Genomic DNA, 20878 nt, shown 5'->3' on the forward strand with positions numbered 1-20878 from the left:
GGGGTGCGCGGTTGCACACCCCAACCCACGGCTTTTCTTATGCCAATTCGACGCGCAGGGCGAAGGGGCCGCTGTCGCCCTGTTCGGCGATGAAGCGCACGTCCTCGCCGTCGGCCAGGATATCGAGTCCCGACTGGCGCAGCACGGCGCGGTCGAAATAGACCCCGATCCCGGATTCGTCGTCCCAAGGATCGATCAGGCCGGACTGGCTGGTCAGGTTGAACCAGCGCACCGTGCCGTAGACCATCTCCCCCGTGGCACCCGCCGCAAAGGCCGGCCGGCGGCGTTCTGCGGGGCGGGGCTTGTCTTCGCGCGGCCTGTCATCCCGCAGGACCGCGGGTTTGGCGGGACGCGGTTCGCCCGGTTCGGCCGAACGGGTGCGGCGCGCCTTGGGTTCGCGCGGCGGCTTGGCCTCCGACGGGGCGGCCGGGGTGACGGAGTGAATGGCCGCCACCTGCGGGCCTTTCGGGCTTTCGGCGATGTCGCAGACCAGGATGGTGCCCTCGGTCAGCGTGACCTCTCCCAAGGGTGCCAGGACCTTGGAGTGCAGGAACGCTTCTCCGCTTCCATCGGCGAGACGAATGAAACCGAAACCCTTGTCCGCCTTGTACCACTTCACCGTCGCGGTGACATTCTTAAGCTCTTCGCTCACTCTCGATGCCCGATGATTTGGATAACGCCGGATGGAAGAGTGACCAAAATTTCCTGTGGATGCAATGCGATCCGCGCGCAAAGCCGAAACATTTCTCTCCCCGCCGGCGCAAAGCTTGTCCTAAGCCCTTCCGGCGGCTTGCCAAGGGATGGGCGCGCCGTGTAGGACGGCGGTTCGTTCCGCCGCTCCGCAACGTGCCTGATGCTCGACAGCTTTCTGCTTGCGTTCACCGCGCTGTTCTCGATCGTGAACCCGATCGCGATGGCGCTGATCTTCAGCCAGGTGACCGCCGAGCGCAATCCGCGCGAGCGGGCGCAGCTGGCGATGCTGGTCAGCGTCTATTCGGCCATCGTCATGCTGACGGCGCTGTGGGCGGGGTCCTACGTCCTGAACTTCTTCGGCATCTCGCTGGCCGCGCTGCGGATCGCCGGCGGCTTCGTGGTGGCGGAGCGCGCCTGGGTTCTGCTGACCGCACCGGAAACGCACGAGGCCCGGAAGCAGGAGCAGGCCGCCCCCGCTGGCGACGTTCGGGAATCGGCCTTCTTCCCGCTGACCATCCCCTTCACCACCGGTCCCGGAACCATCTCCGTCGCGATTGCGCTGGGCGCCACCCGGCCGGCCGATCCGTCGGGGCTGAACAGCTTCTTCCTGGGCGTGTCCGCGGCGGCGCTGGCGATCGCGCTGCTGATCTGGCTGTCCTACCGCTCCGCCGACCGTCTGGTGGCGCTGCTCGGCCCGTCGCGCGCCCGGGTGCTGACCCGGCTGTTCGCCTTCCTGCTGTTCTGCGTCGGCGTCCAGATCCTGCTGAACGGCATCAGTGACGCGCTCGTCCCGCTGCTCGCCCAGCGCACGCAACCCTAAATTTCTATTTGCATGCCCAGCTCGACCACGCGGCCGGGCGGGATGTGGAAATACTCCGACGCGCTGGCCGACAGCTTGGACAGCACGAGGAAGAGCAGCTCCTGCCAGTGCGGCAGGTCGGGATGGTTGGACGGGATCAGCGTCTCGCGGCTGACGAAATAGGTGGTGTCCATCGGGTCGAAGGGCAGGCCGGGGATGCGCCGCTCGCGCAGGGCCAAGGGGATGTCCGGCACCTCCATGAAGCCGTACTTCACGATCACCCGGAAGAAGCCGGCGGCGTAGGGCTTCACGTCGAAGCGGGCCGCGGCGGCAATGTAGGGTACGTCCTCGATCTCCACGGTCAGCAGCACGACGCGCTCGTGCAGGACCTTGTTGTGCTTCAGGTTGTGCAGCAGCGACGGCGGCAGGCCGCGCGGGCTGCTGGTCAGGAAGACGGCGGTGCCCGGCACGCGCTGGAGCGAGCCGCTGCGGACGCGGTCGAGGAACAGGTCCATCGGCATGGCGCCCTCGGTCAGCCGTTCGCGCAGCACCGCCCGCCCGCGCCGCCATGTGGTCATCAGCACGAAGACGGCCGCCGCCACCGCCAGCGGGAACCAGCCGCCCTCCACAACCTTCAGCAGGTTGGCCCCGAAGAAGGCGAGGTCGACGGAGAGGAACCCGACCAGGGCCAGCAGCGCCGGGATCAACGGCCAGTGGCCGAGCCGGCGGGCCACCTTGTAGGCCAGCACGGTCGTCGCCACCATGGTGCCCGTCACGGCGATGCCATAGGCGGCGGCCAGATTGCTGGAGGACTGGAAGGTCACCACCAGCAGCACGACCCCGGCCAGCAGAAAGCCGTTGATCGCCGGCATGTAGATCTGCCCCATCTCCCGCGCGGAGGTGTAGCGGACCTCCATGCGCGGCAGATAGCGCAGTTGCATGGCCTGCCGGGTCATGGAGAAGGCGCCGGAGATCACCGCCTGGCTGGCGATCACGGTCGCCGCGGTCGCCAAACCGACCAGCGGCAGTTGCGCCCAGTCGGGGGCGAGGTGGAAGAAGGGGTTCTCGATGGTCGCCGGGTCGCGCAGCAGCAGGGCGCCCTGCCCGAAGTAGCAGACCAGCAGCGCCGGCAGCACCAGCCCGAACCAGGCCAGCCGGATCGGCCGGCGGCCGAAATGGCCCATGTCGGCGTACAGCGCCTCGCCCCCCGTGACCGCCAGCACCACCGCCCCCAGCAGCACGAAACCGCGCCAGCCATGCTCGGCCAGCATGCGCACGGCGTGGGTCGGCAGCACCGCCTCCAGCACCTGGGGCTCCCGCGCGATCTGCATGGCGCCCATCACCGCGATGGCGGCGAACCACAGCACCATCACCGGACCGAACAGGATGCCCACCCGCGCCGTCCCATAACGCTGCATCACGAACAGCAGCACCAGAATGACCAGCGTGACCGGCAGGATGACGGGGGTGAACAGCGGGGCGGCGACGGTCAGCCCCTCCACGGCGCTCAGCACCGAGATGGCCGGCGTGATGACGGCGTCCCCGTAAAACAGCGCCGCCCCGATGATCCCGGCGGCCATCACCAGCGAGGTCCTGCGGTGGCCCCGCCGCATGCCGTGCAGGGCCAGCGCGGTCAGCGCCAGGATGCCGCCCTCGCCCTGGTTGTCGGCGCGCATGATGAAGATGACGTACTTCACCGTCACCACGATGATCAGCGCCCAGAAGATCAGCGACAGGATGCCCAGCGTGCTCTCCGTCCCGACCGGGAAGCCCCCTTGGGTGAAGCATTCGCGCAGCGTGTAGAGCGGGCTGGTGCCGATGTCGCCGTACACGACCCCGAGCGCGCCGAGCGCCAGGGCGCGCAGCTTGGTGGGGCTTTCGGGTGGGCTTTGAACGGCGTCGACCATGGTCTCTCCGCCTTTTGAGCAAGGCGGCTTGTCAGCCGGCGTTCAGTGTGCCGAAGCGGGAGGCCCCTCCGCAATCGGGCGGGAGGGGTAGCCGGGAGCTGGGCCGGAGCAAAGGGACTAGCCGGCTTCCCCGCCGTAGCAGTAGGCGGACCAGTCGCTCTCGCGCTGGGCGAAGGGCACCGGGTCGATGCCGCCGCTCTGCGATCCCGTCTCATCCAGGCGCCCGTCGCGGTCGGCGTCGAAGTAGTAGCGTTCCGTCCCGAAGTCGAAGATCAGGAACGGATGGCCCTCCATCCGGCGGTCGCAGGCGTTGAAGAAGGCGACCAGCGCGTTCGGTCCGCCGGGCTCCGCCACATAGTAGAGGCCCTTGATGATCCGGCCGCGGCCATGGACCTCGGGGTCGGTCCGCAGGGACAGGCGCTCCAGGTCCGGCATGCTCTTGCCGCTTCCGCGCGACAGGCTCGCCTCGCCCGTGCCGGGCGGCAGCGCCAGGATCAGTGCCAGGGAACCAAGGGCTGCGGCCAAGCGTGGCTTCGACGTCATAGGTGCCTCCATTGAGACGCGGGATTCGCCGTTTTCCACTCTTCCAACATGGACGGAAGCCATCGGTTGCGTTCCGAACCGGTCCCTGGAACCGGATTATGCGGAGTCCGGACGCAAATAAGCGGTGTCTTTGCCAATCCGGCTCACCTGTTGACGCCGTTCCTTTCGGCGTTGGTGGTATTGGTTTGCGCGACTTTTTGCGTCATTCTCGATCAACTCAAAGAAAGGACGCGCAAAGCGTCGCGGATATTTGAGCGAAGCACGGAATCCGGCATTCCGTGCCAACGCTCCCGCACAACCAACAAAGTCAGCCAACACGGTTAGGGAGGAAACGGGAATGACGGTGAAGCAACGCATCGCGTCCCTTCTGTGCGCGACGGCAATAAGCGCGGCTTTTGCCGCCGGTGCCGCCGCCCAGACGGGAACGCCCCAGACGGGAACGCCCCAGACGGGAACACCGGTCACCAGCAACCTCGACAAGCTCCAGGACTTCAAGACCACCGGGGCGTCTCTGCGCATCCAGACCATCGACCAGGGCGGGCCACGCGCCGCGGCCATCCGCGAGAATCTGAAGCAGGTCAAGTTGCCGCCGGGCTTCAAGATCGACCTGTACGCCATCGTTCCCGACGCCCGCCACATGGCGGTGGGCCCCAACGTCGGCGTCGTCTTCGTCGGCACGCGCAAGGCCGACGTGTGGGCGGTGACCGACCGCGCCCGCGCCCGCGTCGCCGATGAGGTGAAGCGCTTCGCGCCCTCCATCGACTTCAAGGTGCCGAACGGGCCGTGCTTCAGCAAGGACGGCTTCCTCTACATCGCGGAACACAACCGCGTGCTGGTCTTCCCGGCGGCCGAGTTCTTCTACGAAAGCCCGGACGTCGCGGTGGGCGTGGTCGCCGACAAGCTGATCCCGCAGGAGGAGGAGTCCTTCAACCACGGGGCGCGCGTCTGCCGGATCGGGCCGGACAACAAGCTCTACGTCACGCTGGGCCAGCCCTACAACGTGCCGCCCGCAGAAAAGATGAAACTCTACACCGAGCAGGGGATCGGCGGCATCGTCCGCATGGACCGCGAAGGCAAGGGCCGCGAGGTCTTCGCCCGCGGCGTCCGCAACTCGGTTGGGCTGGACTTCAACCCGGCGAACGGCGAGCTGTGGTTCACCGACAACCAGGTGGACGGCATGGGTGACGACATGCCGCCGGGCGAGCTGAACCGCGCCACCAAGGCCGGGCTGAACTTCGGATTCCCCTGGTACGGCGGCGGCACCGTCCGGACGGTGGAGTACAAGAACAGCGAACCGCCCAAGGACGCCGTTCCTCCGGTGGTCGAGATGGCCCCGCACGCCGCCGACCTGGGCATGACCTTTTACAGCGGCGCCATGTTCCCGGCGAAGTACAAGGGCGGCATCTTCAACGCCGAGCACGGGTCCTGGAACCGCACCAAGCCGGTCGGCGCCCGCATCATGTTCACGGAGGTGAAGCCGGACGGCACCAACGGCAAGACGGAGGTCTTCGCCGAAGGCTGGCTGAACGACAAGACCGGCGAGTATCTGGGCCGGCCGGTGGACGTGGCGCAGTATCTCGACGGTTCGCTGCTCGTCTCCGACGATCTGGCCGGCGCGATCTACCGCATCTCCTACACCGGTGAATGAATGTGGGGCGAATGAGTGTGCGGCGAATGAGCGGCGAGGGAATGCGGCTCGCGGCGGTCTTCTGGGTGGTGCTTCTGGCGGCGGCGCCGGCCTGGGCGGGCGGCGACCGCGCCGCCGGGGCGGCGAAGGCGGGGCAATGCCAGACCTGCCACGGCCGCCAGGGCCTGGCGACCATGCCCGGCGTGCCGAACCTCGCCGGGCAGAGCGACATCTATCTGGCGGCCCAGCTCCGCGCCTTCCGGGGCGGAGCCCGGAACAACGAGCAGATGTCCGTCGTTGCCAAGTCCTTGACCGACCAGGACATCGAGAACCTCGCGGCCTATTTCTCGCAGATCAAGCTGTCCGTCATGGCCGACTGAGCGTCGGCCCTTCCAAGGAGGAAAATTATGAAGACGTGGCGCAAACCGAGGATCGTCGAAATCGCCGTGGGCACGGAAATCAACGCCTACGCCTGCGCGCGGCTGTAAGGCTCCGCTTCACGGCCAATGCCCTCTCCCGCGTCAAGGGGCGGGGGAGGGCATTGCGCTTTGTGATGAAACGACTTCACCTTCCGGCTGTTGCCGAACGGAATAACCCCGGATGGTGACGATGCCGGCCGATTCCCCGTGCGCACCCTTGCCCGTCATGACGAACCGCTCCTGGTCCGGCCGGGACGGTTCGCTGTCCTGGACCTACACCATCGGCTTCGACTTAGCCGGGATGCCGGTGCGCTTCGACATCGAGCGGCCGGACGGCAAGGTCCCCGACCACGAAGGGCCGCAGAACGGGCTGCGTCCGCTGGTGCAGGGCTGGCGGACGGCGGAGGGCGAGTGGTACGGGATGTATCGCTGCGCCACCGGCTACGCGACGGCCCGCCTGTCGCCGGAGGAGGTGGAAGCCATCGAAACGGCGGCCAAAATGGCCCTGCTGGGGTAAGAAGAGGGCTGCGCCGTCCCTATCTCTGGGGACCACACGACCGCCCGGAGCCCCCGCCCCATGCCCGTCCAGATCGCCGAACGCTGGTTCGAGATCCGTCGGATCGACGACGACGTCACGCTGCTGTGGGAGCCGCACGTCGTCCCGCTGCTCCGCTGCAACATCTGGCATGTGCGCGGGCGTGACCGCGACCTGCTGGTGGACACCGGCATGGGCATCTGCAGCCTGCGCGAGGCCGCCCGCCACCTGTTCGAGAAGCCGGTGATCGCGGCGGCGACCCACACCCACACCGACCATGTCGGCGGCCACCACGAGTTCGAAACCTGTCTCGTGCACCGGCTGGAGGCCGACCGCCTGCGCCAGCCGCGCGGCCGCTCCGCCCTGCACACGCGCGATTCCAGCCCGGAGGAGCTGCAAAAGCTCCGCGACGCCGGCTACGAGGTGGGGGAGGAGCTGATCACCGCGCTCCCCCACGCCGGCTACGACCTGAACGAGTACCGCGTGCAGCCCGCCAACCCGGCCATCGTGGTGGAGGAGGGCGACGTGGTGGACCTCGGCGACCGGCGGTTCGAGATCCTGCACCTGCCCGGCCATTCGCCCGGCGGCATCGGGCTGTGGGAAGCCTCCAGCGGGACGCTGTTCTCCGGCGATTCCATCTACGACGGCCCGCTGCTGGACGACATCCCCGGCGCCAGCGTCGAGGACTATGTCCGCACCATGGAGCGGCTGCGCGACCTGCCCGTCACCGTCGTCCACGCCGGCCACGACCCGAGCTTCGGCCGCGACCGGCTGGTGGAACTGACGATCGCTTATCTGGAGAAGAAGGGGCGCTAGCGCCCCCGTCCCACCTTCTGCCGGGCCATGCGGTCGGCGACGGCCGCCGTCGGGCGGCGTTCGCTGTCGGCACGGGTGAAGATCTCGGTCAGCGTGTCGGCGATGCGCTCGATGTGGTGGACGACCTGCGCGTGGTCGTAGCCGACACGCTCGTAATAGACGTCGATCACGCCGCCGGCGTTGATGACGTAGTCCGGCGCGTAGAGGATCCCGCGGTCGGACAGCGTCTGCCCGTGGCGCGGCTCGGCGAGCTGGTTGTTGGCGGCCCCGGCGATGACCGGGCAGGTCAGGCGCGCGATGGTGTCGTCGTTCAGCACGGCGCCGAGCGCGCAGGGCGCGAAGACGTCCACGTCCAGGTCGAAAATTTCGTCCACCCCGACCGGCGTCGCGCCGACGGCGTCCGCGACGCGGCGGACCTGCTCCGGGTCGATGTCGGTGACCCACAGCCGCGCGCCGGCCTCGCGCAGGCAGCGGGCGAGGTGGCCGCCGACGCTGCCCACGCCCTGGATCGCCACCGTCAGCCCCTCCAGATCCGTGCGGTGCAGGCGGTGGCGCACGGCGGCCTGCAAGCCGACGAACACGCCGTAGGCGGTGGAGGGGGAGGGGTCGCCGCTGCGCGTGCCGCCGCTCCCGGTCGTCTTCTCGTGAATTCCGGAGACGTGGGCGGTTTCCAGCGCCATGGTCTTGATGTCGGGAACGCCGGTGCCGGAATCCTCGGCGACGATGTAGCGCCCGCCCAGCCGTTCGACGTTGCGGCCCATGGCGCGCAGCAACGCCTCGCTCTTGTCCGTGCGCGGGTTGCCGATGATCACCGACTTGCCCCCGCCGAGCGGCAGCCCGGCCAGCGCCGACTTGTAAGTCATGCCGCGCGACAGACGCAGCACGTCGCGCAGCGCGTCCCCGTCGCTGGCGTAGGGGAACATGCGGCAGCCGCCGAGCGAGGGGCCGAGCGTGGTGTCGTGCACGGCGATGATCGCGCGCAGGCCGGACTCGGCGTCGGAGCAGAAGACGACCTGTTCGTGGTCGTCGAAGTCGGGATGGCTGAACAGTTGCACGGTTTCCTCCATGGCGGCTTCTTGTCAGTGAAGCGCAAGTCTGCTGCGCTGCACACCGAAGCATGAGCGTTGGCGTTCCGCTTTTCCTTTTCCTGTGCTTCTCGTTTTCTGAGAAGGCGGGGAAGGGCGCGGCGCTTTATCTTGAAAGAAATTTGGCGGCTATTAAAAATGCTGGCAAGGCGGACTTCTTCAATGCAATCAAAAAGCAAGGACGTGAGCGGGCAGCCCCGTTCGGAGTGGGAAAATGTCCGGTGCCGAGCCGCGCGTGATAATTTCCGGTCCGCAGCGAAGGATCCGCCGCGACGGCACGTATAAGGGGGGTGACCGCAACAGCCTCGAAGCCGTGAAGACCCCCATGCCCATCCGTTGGAAATCCGCCCTCGCGGGCCTCGTCGTCACGCTGGGGCTCGCCTCCGTCGGCGTTGCGGTGCAGCAGCAGCTTGAACAGAAGCAGAGCGCCCAACCCGCCGGTGGACGGCGCGGCGGCGGCAACGCCGTTCCCGTCGTGGCCGGAACCGCGGGGCGGGAGGACGTGCCGATCTGGCTGGACGGCATCGGCACCGTGCAGGCCTTCAACAGCGTCGTCGTGCGCGTCCGCGTGGACGGAGAATTGCAGCAGGTCGCCTTCACGGAGGGGCAGACGGTGAAGGCCGGCGACGTGCTAGCGCGCATCGACCCGCGCCCGCTCCAGGCGCAGCTCGCCCAGGCCGAGGCCAAGAAGGCCCAGGACGAGGCGCAGCTCGCCAACGCCCGCCGCGACCTGGATCGCAACCTGAACCTGCGCGAATACGCATCCAAGCAGCAGGTGGACACGCAGAGGGCTCAGGTGGCCCAGTTCGAAGCGCAGGTGCGGGCCGATCAGGCGGCCATCGAGACGGTGCAGGTGCAGCTGAACTACACCACCATCACGGCACCCATCGGCGGGCGGATCGGCATCCGCGGCGTGGACCAGGGCAACATGCTGCGCGCCGGGGATTCGAACGGTCTGGTCACCATCACTCAGGTGCAGCCCATCGCCGTGCTGTTCACCCTGCCGGAGCAGGACCTGCCCGCCGTGCTGAACGCCCAGGCGGCTGGGGCGGTGAAGGTGGTGGCGCTGGACCGCGCCGGCCGCGCGCCGCTGGGGGAGGGGACGCTCAGCGTCGTCGACAACCAGATCGACCCCGGCACCGCCACGGTGAAGCTGAAGGCGACCTTCCCCAACGACCCGCAAAAGCTCTGGCCCGGCCAGTTCGTGAATGTCCGGCTGCTCGCCGCCACGCGCAAGGACGGCACGGTGGTGCCAGCCACCGTCGTGCAGCGCGGCCCCCAGGGCACCTACGCCTACATGATCAAGGAGGACCAGACGGTCGAGCAGCGCCCCATCAAGGTCGCCCGCACCGAGGGCGGAAAGGCCCTGATCGACGAGGGGCTGAAGCCCGGCGACCGGGTGGTGGTGGACGGCCAGTACCGGCTCCAGCCCGGATCGCGCGTGAACGCCTCGGAGGCGGCTCCAAATGGGGCGGCTCCGGAAGGGGCGGCACCGGCGGCCGGCAACGCCCCGCCTGCCGAGCGTCGGCGCGAGCGGGCGAGCAAGACGCCGGAAGGCCGGACCCAGTAGACGATCATGGACATCTCATCCCCCTTCATCCGGCGCCCGGTCGCCACCTCGCTGCTGATGGTGGCGGTGGTGCTGCTGGGCATGCTCGGCTACCGGATGCTGCCGGTGTCGTCGCTGCCGACCGTGGACTTCCCCACGGTGCAGATCACCACGCAGCTTCCCGGCGCCAGTCCGGAGGTGATCGCGTCCTCGGTCACGGCGCCGCTGGAGCGGCAGCTGGGGCAGATCGCGGGGATTTCCTCGATGATCTCCACCAGCTCCTTCGGTGTGTCCACGATCACCCTGCAATTCAGCCTGTCCCGCAACATCGACGCGGCGGCACAGGACGTGCAGTCGGCCATCAGCGCGGCGGCCGGCGGGCTGCCCAAGGGCCTGCCGAACCCACCGACCTACAGCAAGGTCAACCCGGCCGACACGCCGGTGATGGTGCTGGCGCTCAGCTCCGACAGCCTGCCGCTGGAGGTGGTGTCGGACGCCGCCGACACGCTGCTGGCGCAGAAGCTGTCCCAGGTGGACGGCGTCGGCTATGTGGGGATCGAGGGCGGCCTGCGCCCCGCCGTGCGCGTGCAGGTGAACCCCGCCGCCGTCGCCGGCCTCGGCCTGACCATGGAGGACGTGCGGACCACCATCACGCAGGCCAACGTCAACGCGCCCAAGGGCAGCTTCGACGGGCCGCGCCAGTCCTTCTCCATCGCCGCGAACGACCAGATGGCCTCGGCGGCGTCCTACCGGCCGATCATCGTCGCCTATCGCAACGGCGCGCCGGTCCGGTTGCAGGACATCGGCGCGGTGGTGGATTCGGTGGAGAACACGCGGGTCGGCGCGTGGCACGACGGCAAGCCGGCCGTTCTGCTGAACATCCAGCGCCAGCCCGGCGCCAACATCATCGAGACGGTGGACCGCATCAAGGGGCTGCTGCCCCAACTCCAGGCCGCCATCCCGCCGCAGATCCACCTGTCCGTCCTGACCGACCGCACGGACATGATCCGCGCCTCCGTCCACGACGTGCAGGTCACGCTGGTGCTGACCGGCGCGCTGGTGGTGATGGTCATCTTCCTGTTTCTGCGCAAGGCCTGGGCGACGGTGATCCCATCGGTCGCGCTGCCGCTGTCGCTGGTCGGCAGCTTCGGCATCATGGCGCTGTGCGGCTTCAGCCTGGACAACCTGTCGCTGATGGCCCTGACCATCGCGTCCGGCTTCGTCGTGGACGACGCCATCGTGATGATCGAGAACATCGTCCGCTATGTGGAGGAGGGCGACCCGCCGCTGGAGGCCGCGCTGAAGGGCGCCCGGCAGATCGGCTTCACGGTGGTGTCGCTGACCGTCTCGCTGATCGCGGTGTTCATCCCGCTGCTGTTCATGGGCGGGGTGGTCGGGCGCCTGTTCCGGGAATTCGCCATCACCCTGTCCATCGCGGTGGTCGTGTCGGCGGTCGTGTCCCTGACGCTGACGCCGATGATGTGCGCCCGCCTGCTGAAGCGCGAAACCGGGGAGGAAGGCCGCCTGTTCCGCTGGAGCGAGCGCGCCTTCGACGCGATGCGCGACGGCTACGCCGCCTCCCTCCGGTTCGTGCTGCGGCACCAGCCGGCGACGCTGCTGGTGGCGGTGCTGACGCTGGCCGGCACGCTGTACCTCTACGACGTGGTGCCCAAGGGCTTCCTGCCGCAGCAGGACACCGGCGTCATCGTCGGCGTGACCGACGCCGCCCAGTCCATCTCCTTCCAGGCGATGGCGGAGCGGCAGCGGGCGGTGGCCGACATCGCGCGGCGCGACCCGGACGTGGCGGCGGTGGCCGGCTTCGTCGGGGCCGGAACGGTGAACGCCACCAACAACACCGGTCGCCTGACCATCGCGCTCAAGCCGAAGCCGGAGCGGGCATCCTCGGCCGAGGAGGTCATCGCCCGCCTGCGCGACGCGGTGACGGGGGTGCCGGGCGTGTCGCTGTTCATGCAGTCGGTGCAGGACGTGCAGATCGACGCCCGCGTCAGCCGCACCCAGTACCAGTACGTCCTCCAGGACGCCGACCCGGGCGAGCTGGCGGAGTGGGCTCCGCGCCTGCTGACGGCGCTCCGCAACCGGGCGGAGCTGACCGACGTCGCCAGCGACCAGCAGCCGGACGGCCTCCAGGTCTTCCTGCGCATCGACCGCGACGCGGCGGCCCGGCTGAAGGTGCTGCCCCAGGCCATCGACGACACGCTGTACGACGCCTTCGGCCAGCGGCAGGTCTCCACCATCTACACCCAGACCAACCAGTACCGCGTGATTCTGGAGGTGGAGCCGGGCTTCCAGATGGATCCGGACTCGCTGTCCAAGATTTACGTGAAGTCGTCCGTGGGCCAAGCCGTGCCGCTGAATGCGCTGGTGACGGTGGAGCGCCGGACCTCCCCGCTGGTCATCACGCACCAGGGCCAGTTCCCGTCGGTCACCCTGTCCTTCAACGTGGCCTCCGGCGCCTCGCTGGGGCAGGCGGTGGAGGCAATCCGGGCCGCGCAGGCCGACATCGGCATGCCGGACAGCGTGACCGCCACCTTCACCGGCACGGCGGCGGAGTTCCGCAACTCCCTCGCCAACCAGCCCTGGCTGATCCTGGCCGCCGTGGTCGCCGTCTACATCGTGCTGGGCATTCTCTACGAAAGCACGATCCACCCCATCACCATCCTGTCCACCCTGCCGTCGGCGGGCATCGGGGCGCTTCTGGCGCTGATAGTCACGGGCAACGACCTGTCGCTGATCGCGCTGGTCGGCATCGTGCTGCTGATCGGCATCGTGAAGAAGAACGCCATCATGATGATCGACTTCGCGCTGGAGGCCGAACGCGAGCGCGGCCTGCCCCCGGAGCAATCGATCTACGAGGCGTCGCTGCTGCGCTTCCGCCCGATCATGATGACGACCATGGCGGCGCTGCTCGGCGCCCTGCCCATGGCGCTGGAGCACGGCACGGGTGCGGAACTGCGCCGCCCCATGGGCATCGCCATCGTCGGCGGCCTGCTGCTGAGCCAGGTGCTGACGCTCTACACCACGCCGGTGGTCTACCTGTACATGGACCGGCTGGGCGCTTGGCTGAAGGGCGGGCGCCATCAAGCCCTCTCCCCTCTGGGGAGAGGGTTGGGTGAGGGGGTCCGGCATCCGCCGAGCTTTCCCGTCCCCCGACAACCCCCTCACCCTGCCCCTCTCCCCAGAGGGGAGAGGGAATCAACGCCCGCGGCGGATTAGCGCCATGAGCCTGTCCACCCCCTTCATCCGCCGGCCGGTCGGCACCTCGCTCCTGATGGTGGGGTTGCTGCTGCTGGGTATCGTCGCCTACCGGTTCCTGCCGGTGGCGCCGCTGCCGCAGGTGGAGTTCCCGACCATCGTCGTCTTCGCCAACCTGCCCGGCGCCAGCCCGGAGACGATGGCGAGTTCCGTCGCGACCCCGCTGGAACGCCGGCTGGCCCGCATCGCCGACGTGACGGAGATCACCTCCAACAGCACGCTCGGCAACACCTCCATCGTCATCCAGTTTGACCTCGGCCGCGACATCGAGGCGGCGAGCCGTGACGTGCAGGCGGCGATCAACGCGGCGGGCGGCGACCTTCCGAAGGACCTGCCGAACCCGCCGCGCATGCGCCGCGTCAACCCGGCGGACGCGCCGGTGCTGGTGTTGGCCGTCACCTCCGACACCATGGCGTCGGGGGACGTCTTCAACCTCGCCGACACGGTGATCGGGCAGCGGCTGTCCCAGGTGGAGGGGGTCAGCCAGGTCAGCATCAGCGGGGCGGAGAAGTCCGCCGTGCGCGTGCGCGTGAACGCGGCGGCGCTCGCCAACATGGGCCTCAGCCTGGAGGACGTGCGGACCGCCATCGCCCAGGCCAACGCCAACGCGCCCAAGGGCAGCTTCGACGGCCCGGCGGAGAACTGGGCCATCGGCGCCGACGACCAGCTGTTCGGCGCGACCGCCTACCGCCGCCTGATCGTGTCGGAGCGCAACGGCGCCGTGGTGCGGCTGGAGGCGGTCGCCTCCGTCATCGACGCGACGGAGAACAGCCGGCTCGCCGCTTGGTACAACGGCAAGCGCGCCGTGCTGGTGCAGGTGCAGAAGCAGACCGGCACCAACGTGGTGGAGACGGTGGACCGCATCCGCGCCGAACTGCCGACGCTGGAGCGCTGGCTGCCCCCCGGCGTCCATGTGGAGGTGCGGACCGACCGCACGCCGGGCATCCGCGCCTCCATCGCCGACGTGCAGTTCACGCTGGCGGTGACGGTGGCGCTGGTCGTGATGGTGATGTTCCTGTTCCTGCGCCGGGTCTGGGCCACGCTGATCCCAGCGGCGGCCGTGCCGCTGTCGCTGGCCGGGACCTTCGCCGCCATGTGGGTGGCGGGCTACAGCCTGGACAACCTGTCGCTGATGGCGCTGACCATCTCCGTCGGCTTCGTCGTGGACGACGCCATCGTCGTCATCGAGAACATCGTCCGCCACATCGAGGGCGGGGCGCGCCCCATGGACGCCGCGCTGAAGGGCGCGCGGCAGGTGGCCTTCACGGTGGTGTCCATCAGCCTGTCGCTGGTTGCCGTCTTCATCCCCATCCTGTTCATGGGCGGCATCATCGGCCGCTATTTCCGCGAGTTCGCGGTGGTGCTGTCCGTGTCCATCGCCGTGTCGGCCTTCGTGTCGCTGACGTTGACGCCGATGATGTGCGCGCGGCTGCTGCGGGAGGAGCGGGAGGACCGGCCACCGGGTTTTCTGGCGCGCGGGCTGGAGCGCGGGTTCGACGCGCTGCACCGGGTCTATGGCTGGGGGCTCGACTGGGTGCTGGAGCATCGGGCGGTGATGCTGCTGGTCACGCTCGCCACCATCGCGGCCAGCGTCCATCTCTACACGGCGATCCCCAAGGGCTTCTTTCCGCAGCAGGACACGGGCCTGCTGTTCGGCACCACCGACGCGCCGCCGGACATCTCCTTCCAGGCCATGCTGTCGCGCCAGCGCGCCATCCAGGACGCGGTGGCCGGCGATCCGGCGGTGGAGGGGGTGGGATCCTACATCGGCGGGGGCATGGGCGGCGGGCGCGGCACGCTGTTCGTCACGCTGAAGCCGCGCACCGAGCGGGAGCCGGTGGACGCCGTCATCAACCGCCTGCGCGAGCGGACGCGGCACGTCCAGGGCGTGCAGCTTTTCCTCCAGCCGGTGTCCGACATCCGCATCGGCGGCCGGACGGGCAAGTCCCAGTATCTCTACGCCCTTCAGGACACCAATTTGCAGGAACTCAACGCCTGGGCGCCGAAGCTGGTGGAGAAGCTGCGCACCCTGCCGGAGCTGCGCGACGTCGGCAACGACCAGCAGAACGGCGGCCTGCAAAGCACCGTCACCATCGACCGCGACGCGGCCTCCCGCCTCGGAATCGCGTTGCAGGACATCGACGCGGCGCTCTACGACAGCTTCGGGCAGCGTCAGGTCTCCACCATGTACGCGGCGCAGAACCAGCATCACGTCGTGCTGGAGGTGGACCCCGCCGACCAGCGCGGGCCCGAGGCGCTGAACAAGGCCTTCGTGAAGACCCGTGAGGGCAGGATGGTGCCCTTGAGCGCCGTCGCCCGATTCGAGACGCTGTCGGCGCCCTTGTCGGTGCAGCACCAGGGGCAGTTCCCGGTGGCGACCCTGTCCTTCAATCTGGCGCCCGACGTCTCGCTGGGAGAGGCGACGGCGGTCATCAACCGGGCGGCGGAGGAGATCGGCATGCCCGCCACCGTGCGCGGCGGCTTCGCCGGCTCGGCCAAGGCGTTCCGCGATTCGCTGTCCAGCCAGCCGCTGCTGATCCTGGCGGCGCTGATCACGATCTACATCGTGCTGGGTGTCCTGTACGAGAGCACGATCCACCCGCTGACCATCCTGTCGACCCTGCCGTCGGCCGGGCTGGGGGCGCTGCTGGCGCTGATCCTCACCGGCAACGACCTGTCCATCGTGGCGATGATCGGCATCGTGCTGCTGATCGGCATCGTGAAGAAGAACGCGATCATGATGATCGACTTCGCCCTGGAGGCGGAGCGGGACCGCGGCCTGTCCCCCCTGGCGGCGATCCGCGAGGCGGCGCTGGTGCGCTTCCGCCCGATCATGATGACCACCATGGCGGCGCTGCTGGGTGCCTTGCCGCTGGCGCTGGACGGCGGCACGGGGGGCGAGCTTCGCCGTCCGCTGGGCATCGCCATCGTCGGCGGGCTGCTGGTCAGCCAGATCCTGACGCTCTACACCACGCCGGTCGTCTATCTGGCGCTGGAGCGGTTGGCACAACGTCGCGGCGCACGGCGCCGTCTGGCCCCGGCGGAGTGAGGGGGCTATGCTGGCTTGGCGAAACTGGACGTGGACGCTTTATGCCGGGCTTTGGCCGGTCCACCGTGTCGGGAGTTCCATGAGCGCTCCGCCGGACAGCGACGACGCGCTGATGGTGCGCGCGGCGAGCGGGGAGGCTGCCGCCTTCGAGGCGCTGGCGACCCGCCACATGCGCCGCGCCGTCGCGCTGGCGCAACGGCTGACCGGCAACCCCTCCGACGCCGACGAGATCGCCCAGGAGGCCTTCCTGCGCGTCTGGCAGCAGGCCGGCCGGTGGGAGCCGGGCCGGGCGCGCTTCACGACCTGGCTCTACCGCATCGTCGTCAACCTCGCCATCGACCGGCAGCGCAAGCCGGTCTGGCAGCCGCTGGACGAGGCGGCGGACCTGCCCGACCGCAGCCCCGACGCCGTGGCCCGCATCGCCGAGCGGCAGACCGCGGAGCTGGTGGAGCGCGCCCTGCTGGCCCTTCCCGACCGCCAGCGCGCCGCCGTGGTCCTTTTTCACCAGGAAGGACTGAGCCTGCGCCACGCCGCCGAGGTGATGGGGGTCGGGGAGGGCGCCTTCGAATCCCTGCTGTCGCGGGGCCGGCAGGCCCTGCGGGCGGCGCTCGCCGCCGGGAGGACGTGATGAACGACGAGCAATTCAAGAAGCGGCTCGACAGCCACGGAACGGACCTGTCGCGCTGGCCGGCACCCGAGCGGGCGGCGGCGGAATGGCGGCTGGAGGCGTCCACGGGGGCGAAGGCCGCGTGGCGGGCCGCGATGGACGTGGAACGGCTGCTGTCCGTACCGCCGGAGGTCGAGGACGAGCGCGTCGACCGGCTGGTCGCCGCCGTGGCCCGGCGCGCGCGGGAAGTGCCGCGCGACACGGTGCTGGTCCTGCTGCTCGGCCGGATGCCCGTCCGGCTGGCTGGTGCTTTGTGCGCGTTGCTGCTGGCGCTCGGCTGGCTGGCCGGCAGTCTGGCCCTGCGCACGGAGCCCGGCGGCGACGTGGCCTTCCTGTCCGACGACGTGCCGACCCTGTTCGACGGAGCATCGCGATGATCGCCCTGAGCCGCCCGCGCCTGTCCTTCCGCCTGCTGGCGCTGGGGTCGCTGGCGCTGAACCTGTTCCTCGCCGCGATGCTGGCCAGCGCCTACCACCACCAGCGGCCCGCCGTCGTCGGCCTGCCGATGCCCGACCGGCTGGTCGAGCGGGTTGCCGCCGACCTGCCGGAGCGGGACGCCGAACACATCCGCCGCGCCTTCACGGCCAAGCGCCCGCAATTCGCCGCCCTGACGGACGATTACCGCCAGGCCGTCCAGCGCGTCCGCGCCGCCGCCGTCCGTGAGCCGCTGGATCTGGCGAACCTGCGCGCCCAGATGGAGGCCGCCCGTGCCGTCCGGCGGAACATCGGCACGCTGATCGAGGAAACCATGCTGGATCTCCTGCCCGAACTGTCGCCGCCGGCCCGCGAAAGGCTCGTCGCCGGGGGGCGTTGAGGGGCGGGTTGAAGGGTGGGCACCGGCGGTCGAGGCCGGTGCCCGTCCTTCCGGTCAGAGTTCTTCCTCGTCGCCGAAGCCGAAGTCGGCGAGATCGCCCTCATCCGGAACCTGCTCGGCCACTTGGTTCACGGCGTCCTGGGCCATGGCCTCCCCGCCGGAGAACATGCTGGACAGGGCGCTACCGATCAGCATGCCGCCCGCGACGCCCGCTGCCGTCTGCATGGCCCCGGCCAGAAAGCCGCCGCCGGGCCGCGGGTGTTGCGGGTTCGCGTAGGCCGCCACGCGCGGGTCGCCATAGGCGGGCGCCTGCGGTTGCCCCCATGGCGAATTGGTGGGGGAATTGGCCGGGCGCTGGGGCGCTGGCGCGGGCTTGGCACCGCCGCCGAACAGGCCGCCGAAGATGCCGCCGCCGCTGGCCGGGCGCTCGCGAATCTCCCGCTCAAGCTCCTCGTTGCGGGCCTGGGAGGCGGCGAGCGCCTGCTCCAGCATCACGATGGCCTGGGCCATCAGGTAGGGGGCGGCGGGCTGGCGGGTGACGAGGTCGCGGATGTGCGCCTCGGCCTGGGGGTCGCGGGGGCCGGACTGGGCTTCGGCTTGGCGCAGCTTGGCGAACAGGTCGTCGATGATCTGGCGTTCGGTAGCGTCCATGGCGGTTCTCCTGCTCTCCGTGGTTGGTGGGAACGACGACGCGCGGACGCACGGCGCCTTGCGGGCACCGTGCGCGGGGAACGTCATCGGGGGAATTTTGGGAGTGGTGTCTCGGGTCCAGGGGGCCATCGGTCCCTCCAAATGCGGTCACGCCCGTCGGCGCAAAGGCAGGTGAAGAGATCCGACATCGCGACCACGTCTAAGTCGCCAGAGGGGCCCGGATCCAAGTGACGGTCAGTTGGTGAGGGCGCGCGGGGCTGTCAAGACCCCGGCCGGGCGGCTGTCGGGACGGCAACGGGCCGTCCGCTGTTGTTCGGGTCTTCCCGCAACAGCCCCCAGCGAAAGTCAGCCCCCATGGAACACCGGTTGAGCGTTCTGGCGGCGGCATCGGCCCTGGCCCTTGCCGCCTGGAGCCTTCCGTCCCCGGCGACGGCGGAGCCCGACACGGGACCCGAAATGGGGCGCGACTTGGGGAACGTCGACCTCGGCATCCCGAACATCCGGCAGGACAGCGCGAGCTGGTGCTGGGTGGCGACGGCCAAGCAGCTCATCCGCTGGGAGATTCCGGACTTCGACCTGCCGCAGTGCCGCATGCTGGAAATTGCCAAGAACGTCGCTCCCGGCGAATGCTGCGACCATCCCGACCGCTGCCAGGAGGACGGCACGCTGCTCGGCATCGGCTATCTGGTCGAGCTGTTCACCGGCATCAGGGCGCGCCCCGCGCCGGTCTACAGCGTGGAGCGCATCCACGCCCTGCTGAAGCGCGGCCATCCCGTGGTTCTGGCGCTCCAGAACGGGCCGGAGCAGGGGCACGCGGTGGTTCTGCGCGGCATCGAATACATGCAGACCATGCGCGACGCGGTGCCGATCCTGCTTCTGAACGACCCGATCAGCGCCGACCCCGGCCACACGGAACGCTTCGCCTATGAGCAGTTACAGCCGCAGCTGGCCGGCGGGGTGGTGCTCGGCACCGGACGGTAGAAGTTTCGTCTACACCCGTTTCGCCATATCCCACCGGCACGCTTTGATTTATCATTAATGCTCAAATCACCGTCTACGCCCAGCACGAGGTAATCCGCGACCTCGTCGCCGCCCGGCTGGCCGATGGGGGCCGGATCGTCTTCAACGCCAGCGAGACCAGCCTGCACGGCCTGGACGGCGACCGCCCGGCAATCCGCTACAAACCCGACAGGGCAGGGAAGGTCGAGGAGCTTCGCTGCGACTTTATGGCCCGACGAGCGCATCTGGTCGGAGCTGCAGACCCGGCTGGAAACCAAGCACGGCTGGACCTTGACCGAGGGGCTGATCTTCCAGAAGGGGATCATCGCCATGCGCAGCTTCGTCTGCGATCCCATGCAGCATGGCCGCCTGTTCATCGCGGGCGACGCCGGCCACATCGTCCCGCCGACCGGAGCCAAGGGGCTGAACCTCGCGGTGGCGGACGTGGTGGTCCTGGCGCGCGGGCTGGCCGACGTCCACCGCACCGGCCGCAAGGGCCGGCTGGAGGCGTACACGGCCACGGCGCTCCGCCGCGTTTGGAAGGCCGAGCGCGTCTCCTGGTACATGAACCATGCTGCACCGGAACGACGCCGAAACCCCGTTCGAGCGGCGCATCCACTTGGCCGACCTGGACCACGTCGTCCATTCGCGAGCGGCGGCCACAGCTCTCGCCGAAAATTACGTAGGGGTGCCGATTGATGAATGATCGAATCTATTAGGGGGTACGGGACGGTCAGATTGACAAAGATCAACGCTGCGGCTCAGCCGGGTTGCATATCCTCGTATGCAAGAAGCGGGAGAGTCGCATGACGATGATCAACCTCGGTCCTATGCCGCAGGCATCCTTCGCGGGATGGTTCAGCCGCCTTCTGCGCATCCTGACCGGCGGCCAGGGGCTGGACGCGCTGGAGCCGCAGGACCGCCGACGCCTCCTGGATGACGTGAAACTGAAGCTTGCCGACCTGGACGCGGTGCTGCGCGCGCGCCACGTGGACGAACTTCTGCCCGTGGCGATGGCCTGCCACGGAATCGACGCGCTCACGCTCGAACGCCGCCGGCCGGACGTGATGCGGGACCTTCGGCGCGCCTGCGCCCACTGCGCGAAGCCCCGCGTCTGCCGGAACCTGCTCGCCGACGCCGACCTGGACGCGCACCGGCGCCTGTGCCCCAACGCCGACGCCATGGACGCGATCGAATTGTAAGGCCTGCTCCGTTCCGGACACCGGCGACGCGCCTTTTCAAAAAGAATCCCCCCACTGAAAAAAGCGCTTGCGCGGTTTGGCCGACCGGCCTATAACCCGCCTCCCCGACGCGGCGCTGCTGACGAAGACGGCGCGGCGAAAGGGAAGCGGAAGTCAAGACGCAGTAAAGTCCGGCCGGTGTGAAAACAAAGGCTTGACAGCGCAAGTCGAAGCTTCTAGAAACGGCGCCTCACCGCGCCGCCCCAGGGTG

21 protein-coding genes are annotated in these 20878 nt (G+C 69.0%); 16 read left to right on the plus strand and 5 right to left on the minus strand.

Features of this window, described 5'->3' with window-relative positions; all coding sequences use genetic code 11:
- Positions 1 to 37 precede the first annotated feature (37 nt).
- Positions 38 to 652, minus strand: a complete 615-nt coding sequence (locus ACSVC7_RS27250) for a cold-shock protein (protein WP_448207749.1) — start codon at positions 650 to 652, stop codon at positions 38 to 40.
- Between the two features lie 201 nt (positions 653 to 853).
- Here ACSVC7_RS27250 and ACSVC7_RS27255 point away from each other — a divergent pair, with 201 nt between their 5' ends.
- Positions 854 to 1513 carry a MarC family protein gene (locus ACSVC7_RS27255; protein ID WP_448207748.1) on the plus strand — a complete coding sequence of 220 codons (660 nt, stop codon included), beginning with the start codon at positions 854 to 856 and terminating at the stop codon, positions 1511 to 1513.
- On the opposite strand, the gene ACSVC7_RS27260 is transcribed toward ACSVC7_RS27255, so the two are convergent.
- Both ACSVC7_RS27260 and ACSVC7_RS27265 read right to left on the minus strand, forming a co-directional pair.
- Entirely contained in the window at positions 1510 to 3399 is a 1890-nt protein-coding gene (locus ACSVC7_RS27260) for a potassium transporter Kup (protein WP_448207747.1), read from the minus strand. The genes ACSVC7_RS27255 and ACSVC7_RS27260 overlap by 4 nt on opposite strands.
- 117 nt (positions 3400 to 3516) lie before the next feature.
- Entirely contained in the window at positions 3517 to 3942 is a 426-nt protein-coding gene (locus ACSVC7_RS27265; RefSeq protein ID WP_448207746.1) for a hypothetical protein, read from the minus strand.
- Positions 3943 to 4279: 337 nt separating this feature from the next.
- Between ACSVC7_RS27265 and ACSVC7_RS27270 the strand changes: the two genes are divergently transcribed.
- The 5 genes from ACSVC7_RS27270 to ACSVC7_RS27290 all read left to right on the plus strand — a co-directional run bounded on the left by ACSVC7_RS27270 (position 4280) and on the right by ACSVC7_RS27290 (position 7339).
- Entirely contained in the window at positions 4280 to 5590 is a 1311-nt protein-coding gene (locus tag ACSVC7_RS27270; protein WP_448207745.1) for a PQQ-dependent sugar dehydrogenase, read from the plus strand.
- A 26-nt stretch (positions 5591 to 5616) separates the two neighbouring features.
- Positions 5617 to 5949: a c-type cytochrome gene (locus tag ACSVC7_RS27275; protein ID WP_448207744.1), complete on the plus strand. Its 333-nt coding sequence runs from the start codon at positions 5617 to 5619 to the stop codon at positions 5947 to 5949.
- Positions 5950 to 5976: 27 nt separating this feature from the next.
- Positions 5977 to 6057, plus strand: coding sequence for a pyrroloquinoline quinone precursor peptide PqqA (gene pqqA, locus ACSVC7_RS27280; RefSeq protein ID WP_448207773.1), 81 nt, complete (start codon positions 5977 to 5979; stop codon positions 6055 to 6057).
- A 121-nt stretch (positions 6058 to 6178) separates the two neighbouring features.
- The gene (locus tag ACSVC7_RS27285; RefSeq protein WP_448207743.1) at positions 6179 to 6505 is read left to right on the plus strand and encodes a hypothetical protein; all 327 of its coding nucleotides are present in this window, start codon (positions 6179 to 6181) and stop codon (positions 6503 to 6505) included.
- Positions 6506 to 6565: 60 nt separating this feature from the next.
- On the plus strand, positions 6566 to 7339 hold the full coding sequence (locus ACSVC7_RS27290; protein ID WP_448207742.1) for an MBL fold metallo-hydrolase: 774 nt from the start codon (positions 6566 to 6568) through the stop codon (positions 7337 to 7339).
- Here ACSVC7_RS27290 and ACSVC7_RS27295 read toward each other — a convergent pair.
- The gene (locus ACSVC7_RS27295) at positions 7336 to 8406 is read right to left on the minus strand and encodes a Glu/Leu/Phe/Val family dehydrogenase (RefSeq protein ID WP_448207741.1); all 1071 of its coding nucleotides are present in this window, start codon (positions 8404 to 8406) and stop codon (positions 7336 to 7338) included. The two genes, ACSVC7_RS27290 and ACSVC7_RS27295, sit on opposite strands and share 4 nt — an antisense overlap.
- 50 nt (positions 8407 to 8456) lie before the next feature.
- Between ACSVC7_RS27295 and ACSVC7_RS27300 the strand changes: the two genes are divergently transcribed.
- The 7 genes from ACSVC7_RS27300 (at position 8457) to ACSVC7_RS27330 (ending at position 17776) form a co-directional block, all read left to right on the plus strand.
- A complete protein-coding gene (locus ACSVC7_RS27300; protein WP_448207740.1) occupies positions 8457 to 8663 on the plus strand; it encodes a hypothetical protein in 207 nt (68 codons plus the stop codon).
- Between the two features lie 86 nt (positions 8664 to 8749).
- Complete coding sequence (locus ACSVC7_RS27305; RefSeq protein ID WP_448207739.1) at positions 8750 to 9994, plus strand: efflux RND transporter periplasmic adaptor subunit; 1245 nt, start codon at positions 8750 to 8752, stop codon at positions 9992 to 9994.
- A gap of 6 nt (positions 9995 to 10000) precedes the next feature.
- Complete coding sequence (locus ACSVC7_RS27310; RefSeq protein WP_448207738.1) at positions 10001 to 13207, plus strand: multidrug efflux RND transporter permease subunit; 3207 nt, start codon at positions 10001 to 10003, stop codon at positions 13205 to 13207.
- Positions 13208 to 13211: 4 nt separating this feature from the next.
- Entirely contained in the window at positions 13212 to 16295 is a 3084-nt protein-coding gene (locus tag ACSVC7_RS27315; RefSeq protein ID WP_448207737.1) for a multidrug efflux RND transporter permease subunit, read from the plus strand.
- 79 nt (positions 16296 to 16374) lie between these two features.
- Positions 16375 to 16923, plus strand: a complete 549-nt coding sequence (locus tag ACSVC7_RS27320) for an RNA polymerase sigma factor (RefSeq protein WP_448207736.1) — start codon at positions 16375 to 16377, stop codon at positions 16921 to 16923.
- Positions 16923 to 17339, plus strand: coding sequence for a hypothetical protein (locus tag ACSVC7_RS27325; protein ID WP_448207735.1), 417 nt, complete (start codon positions 16923 to 16925; stop codon positions 17337 to 17339). Before ACSVC7_RS27320 ends, ACSVC7_RS27325 begins: the two co-directional genes overlap by 1 nt.
- Positions 17336 to 17776 carry a periplasmic heavy metal sensor gene (locus ACSVC7_RS27330; RefSeq protein ID WP_448207734.1) on the plus strand — a complete coding sequence of 147 codons (441 nt, stop codon included), beginning with the start codon at positions 17336 to 17338 and terminating at the stop codon, positions 17774 to 17776. The genes ACSVC7_RS27325 and ACSVC7_RS27330 overlap by 4 nt, the downstream gene beginning before the upstream one ends.
- A gap of 54 nt (positions 17777 to 17830) precedes the next feature.
- Here ACSVC7_RS27330 and ACSVC7_RS27335 read toward each other — a convergent pair whose 3' ends face one another.
- Positions 17831 to 18427 carry a DUF2076 domain-containing protein gene (locus ACSVC7_RS27335; RefSeq protein ID WP_448207733.1) on the minus strand — a complete coding sequence of 199 codons (597 nt, stop codon included), beginning with the start codon at positions 18425 to 18427 and terminating at the stop codon, positions 17831 to 17833.
- 354 nt (positions 18428 to 18781) lie between these two features.
- On the opposite strand from ACSVC7_RS27335, the gene ACSVC7_RS27340 reads away from it, so the two are divergent.
- From ACSVC7_RS27340 to ACSVC7_RS27350, 3 genes are all read left to right on the plus strand, one after another.
- A complete protein-coding gene (locus ACSVC7_RS27340; RefSeq protein WP_448207732.1) occupies positions 18782 to 19408 on the plus strand; it encodes a papain-like cysteine protease family protein in 627 nt (208 codons plus the stop codon).
- Positions 19409 to 19531: 123 nt separating this feature from the next.
- Positions 19532 to 20125, plus strand: a complete 594-nt coding sequence (locus ACSVC7_RS27345; protein WP_448207731.1) for an FAD-dependent monooxygenase — start codon at positions 19532 to 19534, stop codon at positions 20123 to 20125.
- A gap of 107 nt (positions 20126 to 20232) precedes the next feature.
- On the plus strand, positions 20233 to 20628 hold the full coding sequence (locus tag ACSVC7_RS27350) for a hypothetical protein (protein WP_448207730.1): 396 nt from the start codon (positions 20233 to 20235) through the stop codon (positions 20626 to 20628).
- Positions 20629 to 20878: the final 250 nt, after the last annotated feature.

This window comes from Azospirillum mesophilum (assembly GCF_053470405.2).

Coding starts and splice junctions, on each gene's coding strand:
- ACSVC7_RS27255 (WP_448207748.1), top strand. CDS start 854: ATGCTCGACAGCTTTCTGCTTGCGTTCACCGCGCTGTTCTCGATCGTG.
- ACSVC7_RS27260 (WP_448207747.1), bottom strand. CDS start 3,399: ATGGTCGACGCCGTTCAAAGCCCACCCGAAAGCCCCACCAAGCTGCGC.
- ACSVC7_RS27265 (WP_448207746.1), bottom strand. CDS start 3,942: ATGACGTCGAAGCCACGCTTGGCCGCAGCCCTTGGTTCCCTGGCACTG.
- ACSVC7_RS27270 (WP_448207745.1), top strand. CDS start 4,280: ATGACGGTGAAGCAACGCATCGCGTCCCTTCTGTGCGCGACGGCAATA.
- ACSVC7_RS27275 (WP_448207744.1), top strand. CDS start 5,617: ATGAGCGGCGAGGGAATGCGGCTCGCGGCGGTCTTCTGGGTGGTGCTT.
- pqqA (WP_448207773.1), top strand. CDS start 5,977: ATGAAGACGTGGCGCAAACCGAGGATCGTCGAAATCGCCGTGGGCACG.
- ACSVC7_RS27285 (WP_448207743.1), top strand. CDS start 6,179: ATGCCGGCCGATTCCCCGTGCGCACCCTTGCCCGTCATGACGAACCGC.
- ACSVC7_RS27290 (WP_448207742.1), top strand. CDS start 6,566: ATGCCCGTCCAGATCGCCGAACGCTGGTTCGAGATCCGTCGGATCGAC.
- ACSVC7_RS27295 (WP_448207741.1), bottom strand. CDS start 8,406: ATGGAGGAAACCGTGCAACTGTTCAGCCATCCCGACTTCGACGACCAC.
- ACSVC7_RS27300 (WP_448207740.1), top strand. CDS start 8,457: ATGAGCGTTGGCGTTCCGCTTTTCCTTTTCCTGTGCTTCTCGTTTTCT.
- ACSVC7_RS27305 (WP_448207739.1), top strand. CDS start 8,750: ATGCCCATCCGTTGGAAATCCGCCCTCGCGGGCCTCGTCGTCACGCTG.
- ACSVC7_RS27310 (WP_448207738.1), top strand. CDS start 10,001: ATGGACATCTCATCCCCCTTCATCCGGCGCCCGGTCGCCACCTCGCTG.
- ACSVC7_RS27315 (WP_448207737.1), top strand. CDS start 13,212: ATGAGCCTGTCCACCCCCTTCATCCGCCGGCCGGTCGGCACCTCGCTC.
- ACSVC7_RS27320 (WP_448207736.1), top strand. CDS start 16,375: ATGAGCGCTCCGCCGGACAGCGACGACGCGCTGATGGTGCGCGCGGCG.
- ACSVC7_RS27325 (WP_448207735.1), top strand. CDS start 16,923: ATGAACGACGAGCAATTCAAGAAGCGGCTCGACAGCCACGGAACGGAC.
- ACSVC7_RS27330 (WP_448207734.1), top strand. CDS start 17,336: ATGATCGCCCTGAGCCGCCCGCGCCTGTCCTTCCGCCTGCTGGCGCTG.
- ACSVC7_RS27335 (WP_448207733.1), bottom strand. CDS start 18,427: ATGGACGCTACCGAACGCCAGATCATCGACGACCTGTTCGCCAAGCTG.
- ACSVC7_RS27340 (WP_448207732.1), top strand. CDS start 18,782: ATGGAACACCGGTTGAGCGTTCTGGCGGCGGCATCGGCCCTGGCCCTT.
- ACSVC7_RS27345 (WP_448207731.1), top strand. CDS start 19,532: ATGGGGGCCGGATCGTCTTCAACGCCAGCGAGACCAGCCTGCACGGCC.
- ACSVC7_RS27350 (WP_448207730.1), top strand. CDS start 20,233: ATGACGATGATCAACCTCGGTCCTATGCCGCAGGCATCCTTCGCGGGA.